Annotated in this window: 14 protein-coding genes and 1 pseudogene; 6 read left to right on the forward strand and 9 right to left on the reverse strand. The window is 75.7% G+C overall.

From position 1 onward, the window contains the following. The 6 genes and pseudogenes from ACFWIC_RS04150 to ACFWIC_RS04175 all read right to left on the reverse strand — a co-directional run. Positions 1–269: pseudogene (locus ACFWIC_RS04150) on the reverse strand (hypothetical protein); the annotation flags it as partial. Positions 270–342: 73 nt separating this feature from the next. Continuing rightward, a complete protein-coding gene (locus tag ACFWIC_RS04155; protein ID WP_380359138.1) occupies positions 343–792 on the reverse strand; it encodes an OsmC family protein in 450 nt (149 codons plus the stop codon). Then, positions 789–1,097, reverse strand: a complete 309-nt coding sequence (locus ACFWIC_RS04160; RefSeq protein WP_329880997.1) for a GNAT family N-acetyltransferase — start codon at positions 1,095–1,097, stop codon at positions 789–791. The genes ACFWIC_RS04155 and ACFWIC_RS04160 overlap by 4 nt, the downstream gene beginning before the upstream one ends. A gap of 254 nt (positions 1,098–1,351) precedes the next feature. Further along, on the reverse strand, positions 1,352–4,069 hold the full coding sequence (locus ACFWIC_RS04165) for a M4 family metallopeptidase (protein ID WP_380515636.1): 2,718 nt from the start codon (positions 4,067–4,069) through the stop codon (positions 1,352–1,354). Between the two features lie 433 nt (positions 4,070–4,502). After that, positions 4,503–4,868, reverse strand: coding sequence for a hypothetical protein (locus tag ACFWIC_RS04170; protein ID WP_329881000.1), 366 nt, complete (start codon positions 4,866–4,868; stop codon positions 4,503–4,505). Between the two features lie 409 nt (positions 4,869–5,277). Then, positions 5,278–6,246, reverse strand: a complete 969-nt coding sequence (locus ACFWIC_RS04175) for an alpha/beta hydrolase (protein ID WP_329881001.1) — start codon at positions 6,244–6,246, stop codon at positions 5,278–5,280. Between the two features lie 363 nt (positions 6,247–6,609). Here ACFWIC_RS04175 and ACFWIC_RS04180 point away from each other — a divergent pair, with 363 nt between their 5' ends. Together ACFWIC_RS04180 and ACFWIC_RS04185 are read left to right on the forward strand one after the other, a co-directional pair. Continuing rightward, complete coding sequence (locus tag ACFWIC_RS04180) at positions 6,610–6,816, forward strand: cold-shock protein (RefSeq protein ID WP_380359129.1); 207 nt, start codon at positions 6,610–6,612, stop codon at positions 6,814–6,816. Between the two features lie 337 nt (positions 6,817–7,153). Continuing rightward, positions 7,154–7,966, forward strand: a complete 813-nt coding sequence (locus tag ACFWIC_RS04185) for an SDR family NAD(P)-dependent oxidoreductase (RefSeq protein WP_380515641.1) — start codon at positions 7,154–7,156, stop codon at positions 7,964–7,966. A gap of 143 nt (positions 7,967–8,109) precedes the next feature. On the opposite strand, the gene ACFWIC_RS04190 is transcribed toward ACFWIC_RS04185, so the two are convergent. After that, entirely contained in the window at positions 8,110–9,363 is a 1,254-nt protein-coding gene (locus ACFWIC_RS04190; RefSeq protein WP_380515644.1) for an MFS transporter, read from the reverse strand. 62 nt (positions 9,364–9,425) lie between these two features. Here ACFWIC_RS04190 and ACFWIC_RS04195 point away from each other — a divergent pair, with 62 nt between their 5' ends. Then, positions 9,426–10,463, forward strand: coding sequence for an ArsR/SmtB family transcription factor (locus ACFWIC_RS04195; RefSeq protein WP_380515646.1), 1,038 nt, complete (start codon positions 9,426–9,428; stop codon positions 10,461–10,463). Positions 10,464–10,513: 50 nt separating this feature from the next. Here the strand turns inward: ACFWIC_RS04195 and ACFWIC_RS04200 are convergent, their stop codons facing one another. Both ACFWIC_RS04200 and ACFWIC_RS04205 read right to left on the reverse strand, forming a co-directional pair. Continuing rightward, positions 10,514–11,005 (reverse strand): histidine kinase, encoded by a 492-nt coding sequence (locus ACFWIC_RS04200; protein WP_380359119.1) that lies wholly within the window; start codon positions 11,003–11,005, stop codon positions 10,514–10,516. 101 nt (positions 11,006–11,106) lie between these two features. Next, the gene (locus ACFWIC_RS04205) at positions 11,107–13,008 is read right to left on the reverse strand and encodes a serine/threonine-protein kinase (protein WP_380359116.1); all 1,902 of its coding nucleotides are present in this window, start codon (positions 13,006–13,008) and stop codon (positions 11,107–11,109) included. A 250-nt stretch (positions 13,009–13,258) separates the two neighbouring features. Between ACFWIC_RS04205 and ACFWIC_RS04210 the strand changes: the two genes are divergently transcribed. The 3 genes from ACFWIC_RS04210 to ACFWIC_RS04220 all read left to right on the forward strand — a co-directional run bounded on the left by ACFWIC_RS04210 (position 13,259) and on the right by ACFWIC_RS04220 (position 15,330). Next, positions 13,259–13,660, forward strand: a complete 402-nt coding sequence (locus ACFWIC_RS04210) for an SH3 domain-containing protein (protein ID WP_329881010.1) — start codon at positions 13,259–13,261, stop codon at positions 13,658–13,660. Between the two features lie 118 nt (positions 13,661–13,778). Next, positions 13,779–14,462, forward strand: a complete 684-nt coding sequence (locus ACFWIC_RS04215) for a histone deacetylase (RefSeq protein WP_380515650.1) — start codon at positions 13,779–13,781, stop codon at positions 14,460–14,462. Between the two features lie 364 nt (positions 14,463–14,826). Further along, complete coding sequence (locus ACFWIC_RS04220; protein ID WP_329881011.1) at positions 14,827–15,330, forward strand: DUF1772 domain-containing protein; 504 nt, start codon at positions 14,827–14,829, stop codon at positions 15,328–15,330. The last annotated feature ends 82 nt before the right edge of the window (positions 15,331–15,412 follow it).

The following is a 15,412-nucleotide window of genomic DNA, read 5'->3' on the forward strand; positions in this document are numbered from 1 at the left end:
ATGTGCGGGTGCGGCGGCACCTGCATGCCGGGCTCCTCCGCGATGTCGTCCGGCCCGTAGTGGTCGACGAAGCACCACGCACCGACCATCCGGCGACCCATGTTCGGCAGCAGCCGGCGCACCACGGTGCTGCCGCCGAGCGCGGTCTCGCGCGGGGCCAGCAGTTCGTGGACCGGGCCGCCGGGGGTGGACTCGTGCCCGCCCCGGACGGCGGGCGCGGGCGCGGGAGCGGACGATGGGGCGGCGGGGTCGCGGACGGGTTCAGCCATGGTGGGCCGTACTCCCTGGGTCGGGGCGCGGGAGGCGCCGGGGGTCGGACGGTGCCGAGGGCTCGGCGCTCGGTCAGTGCCGGGCGGCGGGCACGATGGGGGTGCCGGCGGAGACCGCGCGGGTGACGGGCGTCCGGTCGGCGATGTCGAGCAGCCGGGCACGCTGGGCGTCGTCGAGGTCGCCGACGAGGTCGATGCGCCGGGTGATGCGGACCGCCTTCTCGGGGCCCTTCTCGTAGCCGAGGTGCACGCGGACGGTCGTCAGCGGCCAGTCCTTGCGCTGGGCGTACATCCGCAGGGTGATCGCGGTGCAGGAGCCGAGGGCGGAGAGGAGCAGGCCGACGGGGGTGGTGGCGGTGTCGGCGCCGCCGGCCGACTCCGGTTCGTCGGCGGACAGGCGGTGGCGGCCGGAGCGGATGTCGACCCGGTAGTCGTCGCCGGTGCTGGTGGCCACGGCGGCGGCGGACCGGACGAACTCACCCGCGGTGGCGTCCGGGGTGCCGGCGGCCGGTGCGGCGGTCACAGGCCGAACCGCTCGTGCTGGGCGGACGGCACCAGGTCGGTGTACTCCGGGTGCTTGCCCAGCCAGCCGCGGATGAAGGGGCAGTACGGGAGCACGGCCAGCTCCCGGGCCCGGGCGTCGTCGAGGGCCGCGCGGGCGAGGGCACCGGCGAGGCCACGGCCGCCGAACCGCTCGTCGATCTCCGTGTGGATGAAGGCGATCTCGCCCTCGTAGCGGTGGTACTCGGCGAAGCCGGCGAGTTCGCCGTCGGCGGTGATTTCGTAGCGGGACTTCTCGGGGTTGTCGGCGACACTGGTGGTCGACATCGTTCCTCCTGGGCTCGCTCAGTGGTCGATGCATCTAATTTATCATTCAACTAATAGTGGATCAACACCCTTGGGTAGCGGCAACGGCAACGGCAACGGCCGGCCACCGCGGGGGTCCGGTGGCCGGCCGTTCGCCGGCGCGAGCCGGCGGTTCCGGGAGGCAGATCGGGATCTGCCGTCGTCGGGCGGTCGCCCGGTCAGGTGGGTCGCCCGGTCAGGTGGATCGCCCGGTCAGGTGGATCGGGTGGGTCGGGTCAGCAGGACCCGGCCGGGCGGTCGCGGACCACCAGGTCGGTACGGCCCGCCGAGCCGTCCAGCCAGACCACCCGGGTGCCCTGGTCGGCGGCCGGCAGGTACTGGCCGCCCCGGTTGCAGGAGACCCGCTGCGGGGTGCCGCCGGTGATCGGGATCTGCCAGATCTTGGACAGCGCGGCGTTGGACCAGCCACCGGCCGGCCGGTCGCCGTCCCGGTACCCGAAGGTGACGGCGCGGTCGGAGGCGGTGATGGTGGGGCGCAGCTTCGCGTACGTCGAGTCGCCGGGGAGCAGCTCCGTCACGCCGGATCCGTCCAGCGCGCCGGAGCGGATCGAGCTGCGCCCGGTCCGGTCGGCGGGGGTCTCGACCCAGAGCACCCGGCCGCCCGCGAGCACGGTGGAGGAGACCGACGCCCCGCCGGCGGCGGGGTACCGGGCCACGACCTTGCCCTCGGCGACCGAGTACACGGTGGCCGCCGAGGAGCGGGTCTCACCGGTCGTCCAGTCCTCGCTCCAGCCGAGCAGGCCGTCCTTGAGACTGAGTGCGGTCACGTCGTGGTCGTCCGCCACGGGGAGTTCCACGGCGGGGGCCCCGTCGCGGTGGAGCTGGATCCACGTCCGGCCGGACCCGAAGTCGTTCACCCGGAAGGCGACGGTCCCGCCGGAGACCTGGACCTCGGAGATGTACTGGTTGGCGCCGCGGTGGACGCTGCGGAGCTCGCCGCCGTTCAGCGGGCGGGCGAAGACCTCCATCCCCCAACTGCCCTGCGCGTCGGCCCCCATGGAGGCCCAGGCGGCGGAGGTGCCGTCGGTGGCGGGCCAGCCGTGCGAACGGCCGTCGGCCGGGCTGATCCTGGTTGGCGTGCCGCCGCCGGTGACCGCGCCGGTGAAGACCGAGAGGAAGCCCTTGCCGCCCTTCTCGGCGGTCGCCGCCACCCAGCGGCCCTTGGCCGCGGCGGGGGCGATGCTCACGGTGGAGGCGTCGCGGAGCAGCACCCGGCTGTCCAGGCCGATCCGCTGCTGCCAGCCGGCCCGGATCCCGTGTGCGTCGAAGGCGTCGGCCACGGTGCGGAGTTGGGCCCGGCCGAGGCCGAGGGCCCGGCCGGCGGCGAGCACCGCGTTGCGGCCGTCCACGAAGTCGTCGACCGGGGTGAGGTACTCGGCGAGCGCGCGGTAGACCAGCCGGTCGGCGGTGAGCGGGTCGAGGGTGCGCCGGATGTCCCACAGCGCGCCGGAGAAGATGGTGGAGTTGAGGTGGACGCCGCCGCTGTCGAGGGACGGCGAGACGCCGAGGTAGTCGTCGACGGTGGTCCGGTGGTCGTCCATCCGGCGGTCCGCGCAGTCCTCGGGCGTGCCGGTCAGGCAGAGGCTCTCGCCGAGGAGCGCGGCGCGCGGGTCGTTCATCGCCGTCCCGCGCGTGGTCACCTCGATGGCGTTGCCGAAGTAGTCGGCGAGCGCCTCGTTCATCGCGCCGGACTGGCCGAGGTAGACGAGGTTCGCGGTGTTCCCGATGACGCCGTGGGTCATCTCGTGGCCGGCCACGTCGAGCGCCACGGAGAACGGGTGGCGCTTGTCGCTGGCGGCGCCGTAGAGCATCTTCGAGCCGTCCCAGTAGGCGTTCACCATGGGCTTGCCGCCGGAGGTCAGGTTGACGACGGAGGTGATCGCGCCGCCCTTGCCGTCCAGGCCCTCCCGGCCGAGCCGGTCACGGTAGAAGTCGTACACCGCGCCCGCGTTGAGATGGGCGTCGGTGGCGCCGCTGGTGCCGGTGCCGGCCGGGAAGTCCGGCGTCGGGGAGACCGGCGGGAGGACGCCTGCGGGGATGCCTCCGTTGAAGTCGAACTCGTCGCGCGCGGCCGCGTCGTAGGTGGTGAGCGAGGCGGACCGGGTGACGTCGACGAGCTGGTAACTCCCGTCCGGGAGGCGGACGATGTTGACCTTGGCGGAGCGGCCGAGGACGTCCGGGGCGGTGCCGGTGGCGGCCTCGGGGGAGGTCGCCGGGGCGCCGGGCGCGCTCTCCGCCCGGGCGGCGGCGCCGCCCGCCGGGTACGGGGAGCGGGCGTCGTGGGCGAGGGCGATCACGCCGGCGGTGGCGTCCACGTAGACCTCGCGGGCCGGGCGTCCTGCGGCGTCCGGTCCGGCGCCGCGCACCGTGAAGTGCCGTGCCAGGCGGCCGGTGTCGCCGGGCAGGATCACCAGGCCGCGGTCCTCCGCGGTGGCTCCGGCCCGGGCGCCCGGGTCGTCGACCGAGGTGAGGGCAAGCTCGCGCAGCACCGCGTCCGGGACGGTGGCGGCGGTCGGCGCGGACAGGCCGGTGAAGTACTTCCCGCCGACCGACTCGACCCGCTGCCCGGCTCCGTCGCCGGTGAGGTGCACCAGGTACTGCCCGCCGAGCACCGGGACTCCCCCGTACCGCTGCTCGAACCTGACGGTGCGCCGGCCGTCGGAGGCCCGCTCGGTGCCGAGTTCGGCCAGCTGGGCGGGGTCCACGCGGTAGCGGTCCGGGTGGGCGGCGAGGTGGGCCAGTGCCGCGCCGGCCGGGTCGGCGCCGACGGCGGGCTCGGACAGGCCGGTGACGAGCTGGGGCGCGGCGGTGTCCCGACCGGCGACCAGGCCGGGCACGGGGTCGGGTTCGGCGGCCGGTCCGGCGAACGCCGGCGGGACGCCGAGCCCCAGGCCGAGCACGACGGCGGTGCCGACGCCGAGCACCTTGGGCATGCGGGAACGGTGAAGCACTACGGATCCTCCCCTGGACCACGATTCAGTGGAAACGGCCGGCGGGAGACGGGCCCGCACGCCGGCTCACGCCCGGCCGACAGGCTGCCGGGAGGGCGAAACGGGGCGGGCCGGCGCGATGCAGCACCAGGCGCATCGGATCTTCCAACCCCCGACGGCCCGCCGTGCACTGACCATAGGACATCGGGCGTCATATGTCGACGACTGACCTATCGGGGGTCGTTCGGGCCCGAGACGCGGCACGGCCCGGTGCGCGGTCGTGCCGCGCACCGGGCCGTGTTCCACAGGGGGCCGGAGGTTCGGCCGCACCGGCCGGGAGTCTCGGGACCGGCCGGTACGGCCGGATACCGCCGGGCCGGCCCCGGTCAGGATCGGTCAGAGGTGCTCAGGAGTGACGGAGGAGTTGCGGAGGAGCTCAGGACCGGCCCGCGGCCGGCCACTGGGCGACCGGACGGAGACCCTCGATCACCGGGGTGACGGTGGTGCCGGCCGGCACGAAGGAGTCGAAGTCGATCCGCGGGTCGCCGACGTCGACCGTCACCAGCAGCAGGTACCGGTTCAGCCGGGTGGTCACGTCCGCACCGAGGAGCTCGACCTTCTCGACGTTGCCGGAGTGGCTGATCGGCCGGTCCGGCAGGGCGGCCAGGTAGGGCGAGACCGCGTCCACGAAAGCCTGTCGCGCGCGGATCTCCTCCTCGATCTGCTCGGGGGTGACCTCGGCCCCGTCCTCCCCGGTCTCGATGCCGGTCGGGGGCGCGTCGATACGGAACACTGTGATCATCTTCTGGAACTCCGGATCCTCGGGGCGGCCGCCGCGCGGGAGCCGCCCCACCGGCGGCACCCCGATGCGTGGACGGACGGCTGGGACCGGGAGGCGTCGGACCTGCCGCCGCGGCCTGTCCGGCATGCTGACGCACCGCCCCGGATCCGGCGGGCACGGCGCGCCAGGCGGGCGGAGGAGTCGACCCCAAGGAACCACCGCGTTCCGCCCCGACGGCCCCCGCCCCGAGCTCCGGGCGTCCGGGGGACGGCGGACGGGGGACGGGAGAACCGGGAGCAGCCGGACGAAGCTGCCGGCGGGTTGCCCCGAGCCCCCTGCCCCGGCGCCAGGCCGGCACCGGGGCAGGCACCGGGACCGGAGGCGGAGCCACGCCCGGACGCCCACGTCACAAGGCGGACGGGGAGGAGGATCAGCGCTCGGCGAGGGCCTCGCGCAGGGTGGCCACGGCGAGCGCGATCGCCGCCTCGGCGGCGTGCGTCCCGCGCAGCGCGTCGAGCATCACGAAGTCGTGGATGATGCCCTGGAAGCGGACGGCGGTCACCGGCACGCCCGCCGCGCGCAGCTTGTTGGCGTAGGCCTCGCCCTCGTCGCGCAGGACGTCCGCCTCGCCGGTGACGACCAGGGCCGGCGGCAGGTCCGCGAGCTGTTCGAGGGTGGCGCGCAGCGGCGAGGCGGTGATCTCGGCGCGCTGGGCCTCGTCGGTCGTGTACTGGTCCCAGAACCACTGCATGCCGTCGCGCCGCAGGAAGTAGCCCTCGGCGAACTGGTGGTAGGAGGCGGTGTCGAAGGCCGCGTCGGTGACCGGGTAGAAGAGCACCTGGTGGACCAGCGGCAGCCCGCCGCGCTCCTTGGCGAGCAGGGTGAGGGCGGCGCTCATGTTGCCGCCGACCGAGTCGCCGGCGACGGCGATCCGGGTGGCGTCCAGGCCCTTGGCCGCGCCCTCGGTGACGACCCAGCGGGCGACGGTCCAGCTCTGTTCGAGGGCGACGGGGTAACGGTGCTCCGGGGCCCGGTCGTACTCCGGGAAGACCACGGCCGCGCCGGTGCCGACGGCCAGTTCGCGGACCAGCCGGTCGTGGGTGTGGGCGTTGCCGAAGACCCAGCCGGCGCCGTGGACGTAGAGGACGACGGGCAGTTCGCCCACCGCACCGGCCGGGCGGACGATCCGCGCCCGGACCTCGCCGGTCGGGCCGCCCGGTACGGTCACCCACTCGTCGTCCACGTCCGGGCGGGCGCTCCCGCCGGACTGGACCTCGTCGACGGCGGCCCGGCCCTCCTCGGGCGGCAGCTGGAAGAGGAACGGGGGCTTGGCGGTGTCCGCGGCGAACGCCGCGGCGGCGGGTTCCAGGACGGGGGTGACGGGGGCGGAATCGGTCATGGTGCGGCCTCTTCGGTGCGGGGGGATCGGTGCGCCGACCTCGGCGGGAGGCGGCACAACCGACCGTAGGCCAGGGGTCACCGACCGGCTTTGCCCGGCGCGCACAGCGTTTGACCGTCCGTGCACACCGGCCCCGAACGGAGTCAGGAGCCGTGCCCCTCCCCCGGAGCAGCGGTTCGCCGTCGGCCTCGCCCGACGGAGCCGCCGTTCTCCCGGTCGCACGAACGGGTGAGCTTCGTTGACACGGAGTCGAAACGGGTTCTCGGAGCACCTCAGGAATGCATGCTTCAGACGCCGTCGCCCGTACATGGGCCCGGCCGGCGCGCGGGTCGCGCCGCAGGATGCGACGAGGGATCGGCACTGATGGCAACAGGCACTGTGAAGTGGTTCAACGGCGAGAAGGGCTTCGGGTTCATCCAGCAGGACGACGGCGGCCCGGACGTGTTCGTCCACTTCTCCGCGATCCAGACCACGGGCTTCAAGGAGCTGGCCGAGGGGGCCCGGGTCGAATACGACGTCACCCAGGGGCCCAAGGGGCCGCAGGCGGAGCAGGTCGTGCCGATCGCCTGACGGGTCGCTCGGCACCCGGCCCCGAACGGCCGGTCGGCGGCACCACCCGTCCGGGAGCTCCCCGGACGCCCGCGCGGCCCTCACGCGATCCCGGTCCCGGCGACGAGGCGGGGGGATCGGCGTGGGGGCCGCCGTGGCGCGGGCGGCACACCTCGCCCCGCAATTCCGGCCGGCCCGGCCCCGGCACCCGGGTCCAGCAGGGCCCGGCCGCGGCGAACGGCCGGCCGACGTGTGAACCGCCCCCGCCGGCCCGGGCGGCCCGACTCCGAAGCTGACGGGCCGTCGGCGTAGGATCCGACGGTCCGATGATCATCGAAGTCCACGGAGGCGCCGGCCCATGGCGGAACAGCGCGTTGTCATCGTCACCGGCGGCGGGACCGGGATCGGCGCGGCCACCGCCCGGCTGCTGCGCGACGAGGGCCACCAGGTGGTCGTCTCCGGCCGGCGCGGCGAGCCGCTGGAGCGCGTCGCCCGGGAGACCGGCGCGCTCGCCCACGTGTCCGACACCACCGACCCGGACGGCGTCCGGGAGCTCGTGGCGGCGGCCGTCGCCGCCTTCGGACGGCTCGACGGGCTGGTGCTCAACGCCGGAGTGGGCCGGCCCGGCTCGGTCGGCGACGTGACGCCGGAGGACTGGGAGCTGGTCATGCGGACCAACGTGACCGGCCCGTTCCTCCTCCTCCGGGCGGCGCTGCCGCACCTGCTGGAGTCGCGCGGGGCGGTGGTGGCGGTCGCCTCGGTCTCCGCCCTGCGCAACGGCGCCGCCAACGCCGCCTACGCGACCTCGAAGGCCGCGCTGTTGCAGCTCTGCGGCTCGCTGGCCGTCGACTACGGCCGGCTCGGGCTGCGGGCCAACACCGTCTGCCCCAGCTGGGTCCGCACCGAGATGGCCGACCGCCCGATGGCACGCCTCGCGGAGCGGGCGGGACTGGCGGGCGGCGTCGACGAGGCCTACGAGGTGGCGACCCGGCTGAGCCCGGCGGGCCGGCCCGGCGAACCGGAGGAGGTCGCCGCGGCCGTCGGCTGGCTGCTGTCACCGGCCGCGAGCTACGTGAACGGCGCGGTGCTCACGGTCGACGGCGGGGTCACCGCCCTCGACCCGGGCACCACCGCCTTCGACTTCCGGGTCGAGCCGCGCCGGGACGCCTGACCCCGCCCGGGGCCGGCCGGGCCCTCCCGGCCCGGGCCACCTCCGCCGTCGCCGGGAGCGGCTCACCAGGGGGCGGCGCGGCGGGGAGCGGCTCACCAGGGGGCGGCTCGGCGGGGAGTGGCTCGGCGGCCGGGTCCACGACCTCACCCGGACGGTTCGCGCCGCAGGTCTCGCTGCGGGTTCCACCTCGGGATCCGCCGCAGCCTTCCTCGTGGGCCGCCGGTCCGGCCGCCGGTCCGGCCGCCGCTGCGCAGCCCCGGTGCCAGCAGCAGGGTCACGGCCAGCGACAGGGCCGCGGTCGCCGCCATGCCGGTGGCCGGGGAGGTCGACTCGGCCAGGGCTCCGGCGACGGCCGCCCCCACCCCCTGCATGGCGAGCATGCCCGAGGTGTGCAGCCCGAGTGCCTGCCCGGCGAGCCGCCCGGGGGTCAGCTCCATCAGCCGGTCCTGGAGCAGCAGGCCCGTCGCGTACCCGAACGTGGCGACCGTGACCAGCGCCACCGCGACCGGCAGGCCCGGTTCCAGGAGGAAGAACAGGTAGGGGGCGGCGAGCAGGACGCAGAGCGGCACGGCCCAGCCCTCCCGCCGGCGGGCCGGCAGGAAGCGTCCGACGACCGCGTCCCCGGCCAGCATCCCGAGCGCGCCGCACGCGAAGAGCAGGCCGGACCCGTGCGGGCTGTACGGCACGTAGAGGGCCTCCGCCCCGACGATCAGACCGTTCGGCACCCAGAGCGCGAGGTACACGTACCGGCGCGGCACCGAGGACCAGAGGAGCACGTCGGTCCGCCAGGTCTCGGCCACCGACGGCCGTCCGGACGCCCGGGCCGGCCGCCGCCCCAGCCCGAACCGCGCCACCCCCGCGGACAGCAGATGGAGGGCGGCTGCCACGAGCAGGGTGCCGCGTGGGGAGAGGACCGTCACCAGGACGCCCCCGGCCGCGAATCCGCAGATCTGGAGGACGCCGGCCGACATGCCGAGGACGGACCTCCCGAGCAGGCGGCCGTCGCGCGCCAGGATGTCGTCGAGCAGCCCGTACCGCGCACCGCCGCCGACCGCGCCGGCCACGCCGAGCGCCAGCAGGACCGGGAACAGCGCCCAGAGCGGCATCCCGGGGACGGCCGGCGCGGCCGTGCCCGCACCCAGGAGGAGCGCCACCCCCGTCAGCGCGGCGCGCGGCGGCAGCCGGTCCGCCGCCGAGAGCACGGTGACCGCGCCGACCAGTTGCCCGAGGGCCGGACCGAACATGGCCAGCGAGGAGAGGAACGGGGAGCCCGTCCGCCGGAACACCAGCAGGCCCAGTGCCGGACCGCCCAGCGTCTGGGCCGCGGTCTGCCCGGCCGAGGCCAGCAGGAGCGGGGTGAACTCCCCCGCCCGGAAGAGCTCTCGGTAGGTACGCATGCCGGGGAGTCTCGTCGGCCCGGCGTGCGGGGCGTTAGGTTTTCGCAGGGAGGCGAAAACGCATGGGGTGGTGGCAGGTCGACGCGGACACGCTGGCGCAGAGCCGGTTCGTCGTCTCACCGCTCGCCGAGACCGTCGCCGCCCTCAAGACCCTGCGGCACGGCACCGCCGCGCACCCCGGCGAGCGCCGGTGGCTGGACGCCCACCTGCCCCGGTACCGGGAACGCTCGGCCGCCGACCCGGTCACCGCCGCCCTGGTCGGCGCGGCCCTCGGCCCCCGGTGGAACGCCACCTTCCTCACCCCGACGCCCGCCGCCGAGAGCGAGAGCGGGGGCGGGGACCGGGGCGGAGCGACCTTCGCACGGGAGCTGGAGCCGGTCCGGGCCACCCCGCCCGGCGTCGTCCGGGCCGACCTCGCCGAGGCCCTGGGCGGTCCGGTGCCGGAGCTGCTGCGCCGCGACGACCTGGCGGAGCGCGCCGCCGACCTGCTGGCGTGGGTGTGGACGGAGACGGTCCGGCCGTCCTGGCCGCACCGCAGGCGGATCATCGAGGCCGACGCCCTCGCCCGGACCGCCCGACACGGCACCCACGGGTGGGCCGCCGCCCTGGACGGGATGCGCCCCGGCCTGCGCTGGCTCGGCGGGAGCCGCCTGCAGGTCACCCCGTCCGACAGCCCTCCGCTGGAACTCGCCGGTGCGCAGCTGCTGTTCGTCCCCGTCACCCCGAGCCGGAGCTGGGTCTGCTGGGACGTCCCGCCGGTCGACGGCCGGCGGGCCCGTCCGGGCCGGCGGTACGCGGTCGTCTACCCCTGCGCGGGCGTCCTCGCCGAGGAGGGGCGGCGCCCGGTGCCGCAGGCGCTGGCCGCACTCCTCGGCCCGGCCCGGGCCGGGCTCCTCACCCAGCTCGACGTACCCAGGACCACCACCCAGCTGGTGGCGCTCACCGGGCTCCCGCTGGGCTCGGTGGGCCGCCACCTCCGGATCCTGCGCGAGGCCGGCCTCGCGCACCGACGCCGGGTCGGCCGCTCGGTGCCGTACGTCCTCACCGCGGCGGGCCGGGTCCTGCTGGACGCCTGCCCGGCCGGGCCGGAACCGTCCTGACGGGGGCCCGGGCCCCGGCCGGCCCCGCCCGGGGCGACGGGCCGGTCGGCTCAGGACTCCTCGGCGGCGCGCTGCGCCTGCTTCACCCGCTCGGCCAGTTCGTCCGCCGGGATCCGGCGGACCTGGACGTGGTGGCGCTCGGCGAGCCGGTCGACCGGCTCCGGCGAGGTCTCGACCACGTCGAGGACCAGCAGGCTGTGGCCGTTCTCCACCTGCTCGCTGAGGACGATCAGTCCGGCGCCGCCGTCGGTGTCCCGCCGGTTCTCGGCGGCGCTGCCGAGCGCCGTTCCGGCCGCCCAGCCCAGCAGCCCGCCGATCGGTCCGGCCAGCAGGCCGGCCAGGCCGCCGACCACACCCGCACCGACGGTCGACGCGCCCGCGCCGCGGACCTGGCTGACGGGGAAGTCGAGGGTGCCGTCCGCCAGCCGCTCCACGATCGCGGACTGGCGCAGGCCCGGGAGGTGCTCGGCGTCCTCGAAGGCGGCCCGGCAGGACTCCCGGTCGGTGAAGTCGAGCAACAGGACGTGGTGGTTCTCGCTCATGGCCTCGACGGCTCCTCTCACGGCGGGGTGGGGCCAGTCCAGCTTGGTCCAGCCCCGGGCGGCCCGCCCTGCGGTGGTCCACCGTCCGGGGCCGCCCGCGCTCAGTCCGCCGCGTAGGCGCGGCGGACGTTGCCCTTGCTGTCCGCCAACAGGTAGCCGCCGTTGCTGTACGCGTCGGAGAGGTAGACCCGGATGCTCGCCACACCGTCGCTCGACCAGGCGTCGATGATCAGGTAGCGGCTGGTCGGGTTCTTGACGTTGAGCGACTCGTCGGCCTTCTTCAGCAGCGCCGGAATGACGTCCCAGTCGTACTGGGCGAGGTCGACCGGCTTGTCCTTGCCCATCGATCCGCCGACCCGCCGGGTCGTCGCGCCGTCGCGGTAGTCGATCCAGTCGTAGCCGCGGCCGTCGGCGGTCGGCACCTGGGCGCTGGCGTAGTTGGGGTAGACGGTGAGCTGCTTGACCTTGGTGCTGCCGGACTGGGCCGTCACCGCGGCGACCACCGTACGGACGCCGTCGGGGGTCATCAGGTCCTTGGGGGCCGGGGTGTTCTTGGCCGTCTGCTTCGTGGTCGGCGCGGCGGGGGTGGTCGCCGCGGGCGGCGGGTCCACCGGGGCGGCCGAGCCCGTCGACGTCGGGGACGCGCCCGGGACGCCGGAGGCGCTGGGGGTGGTGTTCGACCCGCCGACGGTGTTGCCGTGCGGCCGGAGCGACCAGGCGAGGACTCCGGCCAGCGCGACGCCCACCACCGCGACGGTCACCGCGGCGCCGGTGCGGCGGCGGGCGGGCCGCTCCGGTGCGGTCGTCGAGAGGCCGGCCCGGGTGGTACCGCCGAGGTAGTGGGTGGACGTCGGGCCGGGGTGGCTGCCGGTGGTGGCGAAGTCCCTCCGGTGGAGCCCGCCGGTACCGAAGCCGTCGGTACCGGAGCCGTCGGTACCGAAGCCGTTTGTGCCCGAGCCGCCGGTACCGGAGCCGTTTGTGCCCGAGCCGTCGACCCCGAACCCGTTGACGGCGAATCCGGTGGCGTCCGTCCCCGCGACCGCGGGACCGGTGGGGAGGGGCCCGCCCGCCGAGGGGTGCGGGGTGTCCATGTGGGTCGGCGCCCAGCCGGCCGTGGGAGCGGACAGCACCGGTCCCGGACCGTGTCCGACCCCCAGGCCGGCCCCCTGTTCGGCGGCGGCGAAGGCCCGGTCGAGCTGGTCGGCGTCGGGCCGGAGTCCGGGGTCGCGAGCCAGCAGTCCGGCCAGGACCGGGCCGAGCGCGCCGGAGCGGGTGGCCGGGGGCAGCGGTTCGTCGAGGACGGCCGCGAGGGTGGCGAGCGTGGTGGCGCGCCGCAGCGGGTGGTGCCCCTCGACGGCGACGTAGAGCATCATGCCGAGCGACCAGAGGTCGGAGGAGGGGTTGCCCTCCTCACCGCGGATGCGTTCGGGGGCGATGTACTCGGGTGAGCCGATGAGCGCGCCGGTGGCGGTGAGGGCGGTGGAGTCCTGCACCGCGGCGATGCCGAAGTCGGTGAGCACGGGGGTGCCGTCCGGGCGGAGCAGGACGTTGCCGGGTTTGACGTCGCGGTGCTGGATGCCGGCGGCGTGGGCGGCGCGGAGTGCGGCGAGGACGCCCCGGCCGATGCGGGCCGCCTCGGGGACGCTGAGCGGACCCCGGCCGATCCGGTCGGCGAGGCTGCCGCCGCTGACCAGTTCCATGACCAGCCAGGGGTGGGGGTGGCCCGGGGTGTCCACGATGTGGTGGATCACGGCGACGTTGGGGTGCTGGAGGCGGGCGAGCGCGCGGGCCTCGCGCAGGACGCGTTCGCGCAGCTCAAGGGCGCCGGCCGGGTCCGCGGCAGCCATCGCCGGGTCGGGCGGCCGGACTTCCTTGAGCGCGACCTCGCGGTGCAGCATGGTGTCGCGGGCCCGCCAGACCAGGCCCATGCCCCCGCCACCGAGGCGTTCCAGCAGTTCGAAGCGGTCGTCGATGAGCCGTGTCTCCGGCCCCCCAGTGTTCATGGCGCACATGGTAGGGGCCCACGGCCCGACCGTGCCCACCACCCGGTCCCACCTGCTGTCCGACCTGCTCCGGACCGGCCGTCCGCCCCGCTGACGCACCGGCCCACCGACCGGCCGGCTCCCGGCCCGGGGCGCCGCGGGAGCGGCGGCGGTCGTCGTTGTTGCACCCGGGTGGGCGAGCCGCAACCGCCGTCCGGGTGGCACTGGCGCGTCACGGTCCGCGCACGCCGGGCGGGCTCGTTCTCCCGGTATGCCTCTACACGTCGGGAAGACCGCCTGGGCCGCGCTCTCCCTGCTGGTCCTCTCCCTCCCGGCGGTGGCCGCCGGAACCGGTCACCACCCGGCGGCGGGACGGACCGACACCCCGCCACCGGGCGGCTCCGGCACCTGGGAGGTGGCCGCGAGCGCCGTCAACGTGCGCCGTGACCACTCGGTCAACGAGACCGTCCTGGGGCTGGCCCGGTGCGGCGACCGGGTCGAGATCGTCGACACCTGGATCTCACCGCTCGGCGCCCGCTGGAGCCGGGTGGTGGTCGGCCGCACCGGCCTGACCGGCTGGGTCCTCTGGTCCTTCCTCAGCCGCCCGCACCCGGCGGGGCCGCGCGTCGGCCACTGCCCGACGCCGCCCGCCGCTCCCCCGGGCCCGCGCTGAGCCCGCACGCACCCCGGCCCGCGCCCCCCGTGAGGCGTTCCCGACCGCCCGGGAACGGGCCGGCACCGGAGCAAGAGGCGGCGGTGCCTGGCCCGTTGATCGGGTAGCGTCACCGCGCGTGGAGGAGATCCGACCGCTCGCCGGTCCGCCGGCCGCCGCTCCGGGCCCGGACGACCGGATCTGGTACGCCGCCTACGGCTCGAACATGAGCGTCGACCGGCTCACCCACTACCTGCGGGGCGGCCGGGCCCACGGCGACGCACACCGCCATCCCGGCTGCCGGGACACCCGACCGCCCCGGCGGTCGGCGCCGGTGCACCTGCCCGGCCTGCTCTACTTCGCCCTGGAGTCCGGGGTCTGGGGCGGCGGCATGGGCTTCTACGACGCGGAGCAGCCCGACGCGACACCCGCCCGGGCCCATCTGCTGACCGTCGGGCAGTTCAGCGACATCGCCGCCCAGGAGATGGGCCGTCCGACGGGTACGGACCTCGACCTGACGACCGTCCTGCGCTCCGGCCGTGACCGGCTCGGGTCCGGCCGGTACGAGACGCTGGTCTGCCCGGGCACCCTCGGGGGCGTCCCGGTGCTGACCTTCACCGCTCCGTGGACGCTCGCCGGGGCGGCGCTGAACGTTCCGCGCGTCGGCTACCTGCGCCACCTCGCCGCCGGACTCGCCGAAACCCACGGCTGGCCGCCCGAGCGGGCCGCCGCCTATCTCAGCAGCCGCCCCGGCGCCGCCGACCACTGGACCGCCGCCGGACTCCTCGCGGCGCTGGCCGGCGACCCGGCCGGGGCGGGGTGACCCCGGTCGGGTCCGGGGATCGGCCCGCCGGTCGTCGACGGCCGTCCGGAAGCGGAGGCCGGTGGGCGGGGACCCGTCGGCACGGAAGGAGTCCCCGAGGACGGTCTGCGCGGTGGTCTGGCCGATCGGGCAGAGTTCGGTCGCCTGGTTGAACTGCACCGTCCGAGCGGTCCGACCCCGTGAACCGCGCCGGCCCGCACGAACCCGGAGATGACTGCACGTCACCACGGCCGGAAGATCGAACAATTCGGTGGGCAAACGGCCGTTCGATGCCGGATGATCGGCCTGGACACCGGCCCGCGGGGCCGGGGCGCGACCGCCGACCGGGCGGTGGCGGTGAGTGACCGACGGACGAAGGGGCGGTATGGAGGCGATCCGGGTGTTCACCCTGGTGGCGGCGACCATCACCACCGGACTGAGCGCCGGGCTGTTCTACGCCTACGCCTGCTCGGTGATGCCCGGGCTGCGCACGACCGACGACCTGACGTTCATCCAGGTGATGCAGCGGATCAACGTGGCGATCCTCAACGGCTGGTTCCTGCTGGGGTTCCTCGGCGCGCTGGTCTTCACCGCGCTCGCGGTGGCGCTGCACCTGCCGGCCGACGGGCACCGGGTGCTCCCGGCCACCCTGGGCGCACTGGTCTGCTACTCGGGATCGCTGGCCGTGACGAGGATCGTCAACATCCCCCTGAACAACGCACTGGCCGCCGCCGGGGACCCGGAGCGGATCGCGGATCCGGTGCGGGTCCGCGGGCGGTTCGAGGCGCGGTGGGTGCGGTGGAACACCGCGCGGGCGCTGCTCTGCACGGCGGCGCTGGGGTTCCTCTGCTGGGCCCTGGTCCTGCACTGCCACACCACGGCGAACTGAGACCGCCCCCGCTCCGGGGAGGTCGGTCGGCACAAGCCCGGCACGCCGGTGGCGCCGTCCCCCCCCCCCGGCCGCGCCCCCC

It is taken from the genome of Kitasatospora sp. NPDC127035 (genome assembly GCF_042726075.1).
GTDB lineage: Bacteria > Actinomycetota > Actinomycetes > Streptomycetales > Streptomycetaceae > Kitasatospora.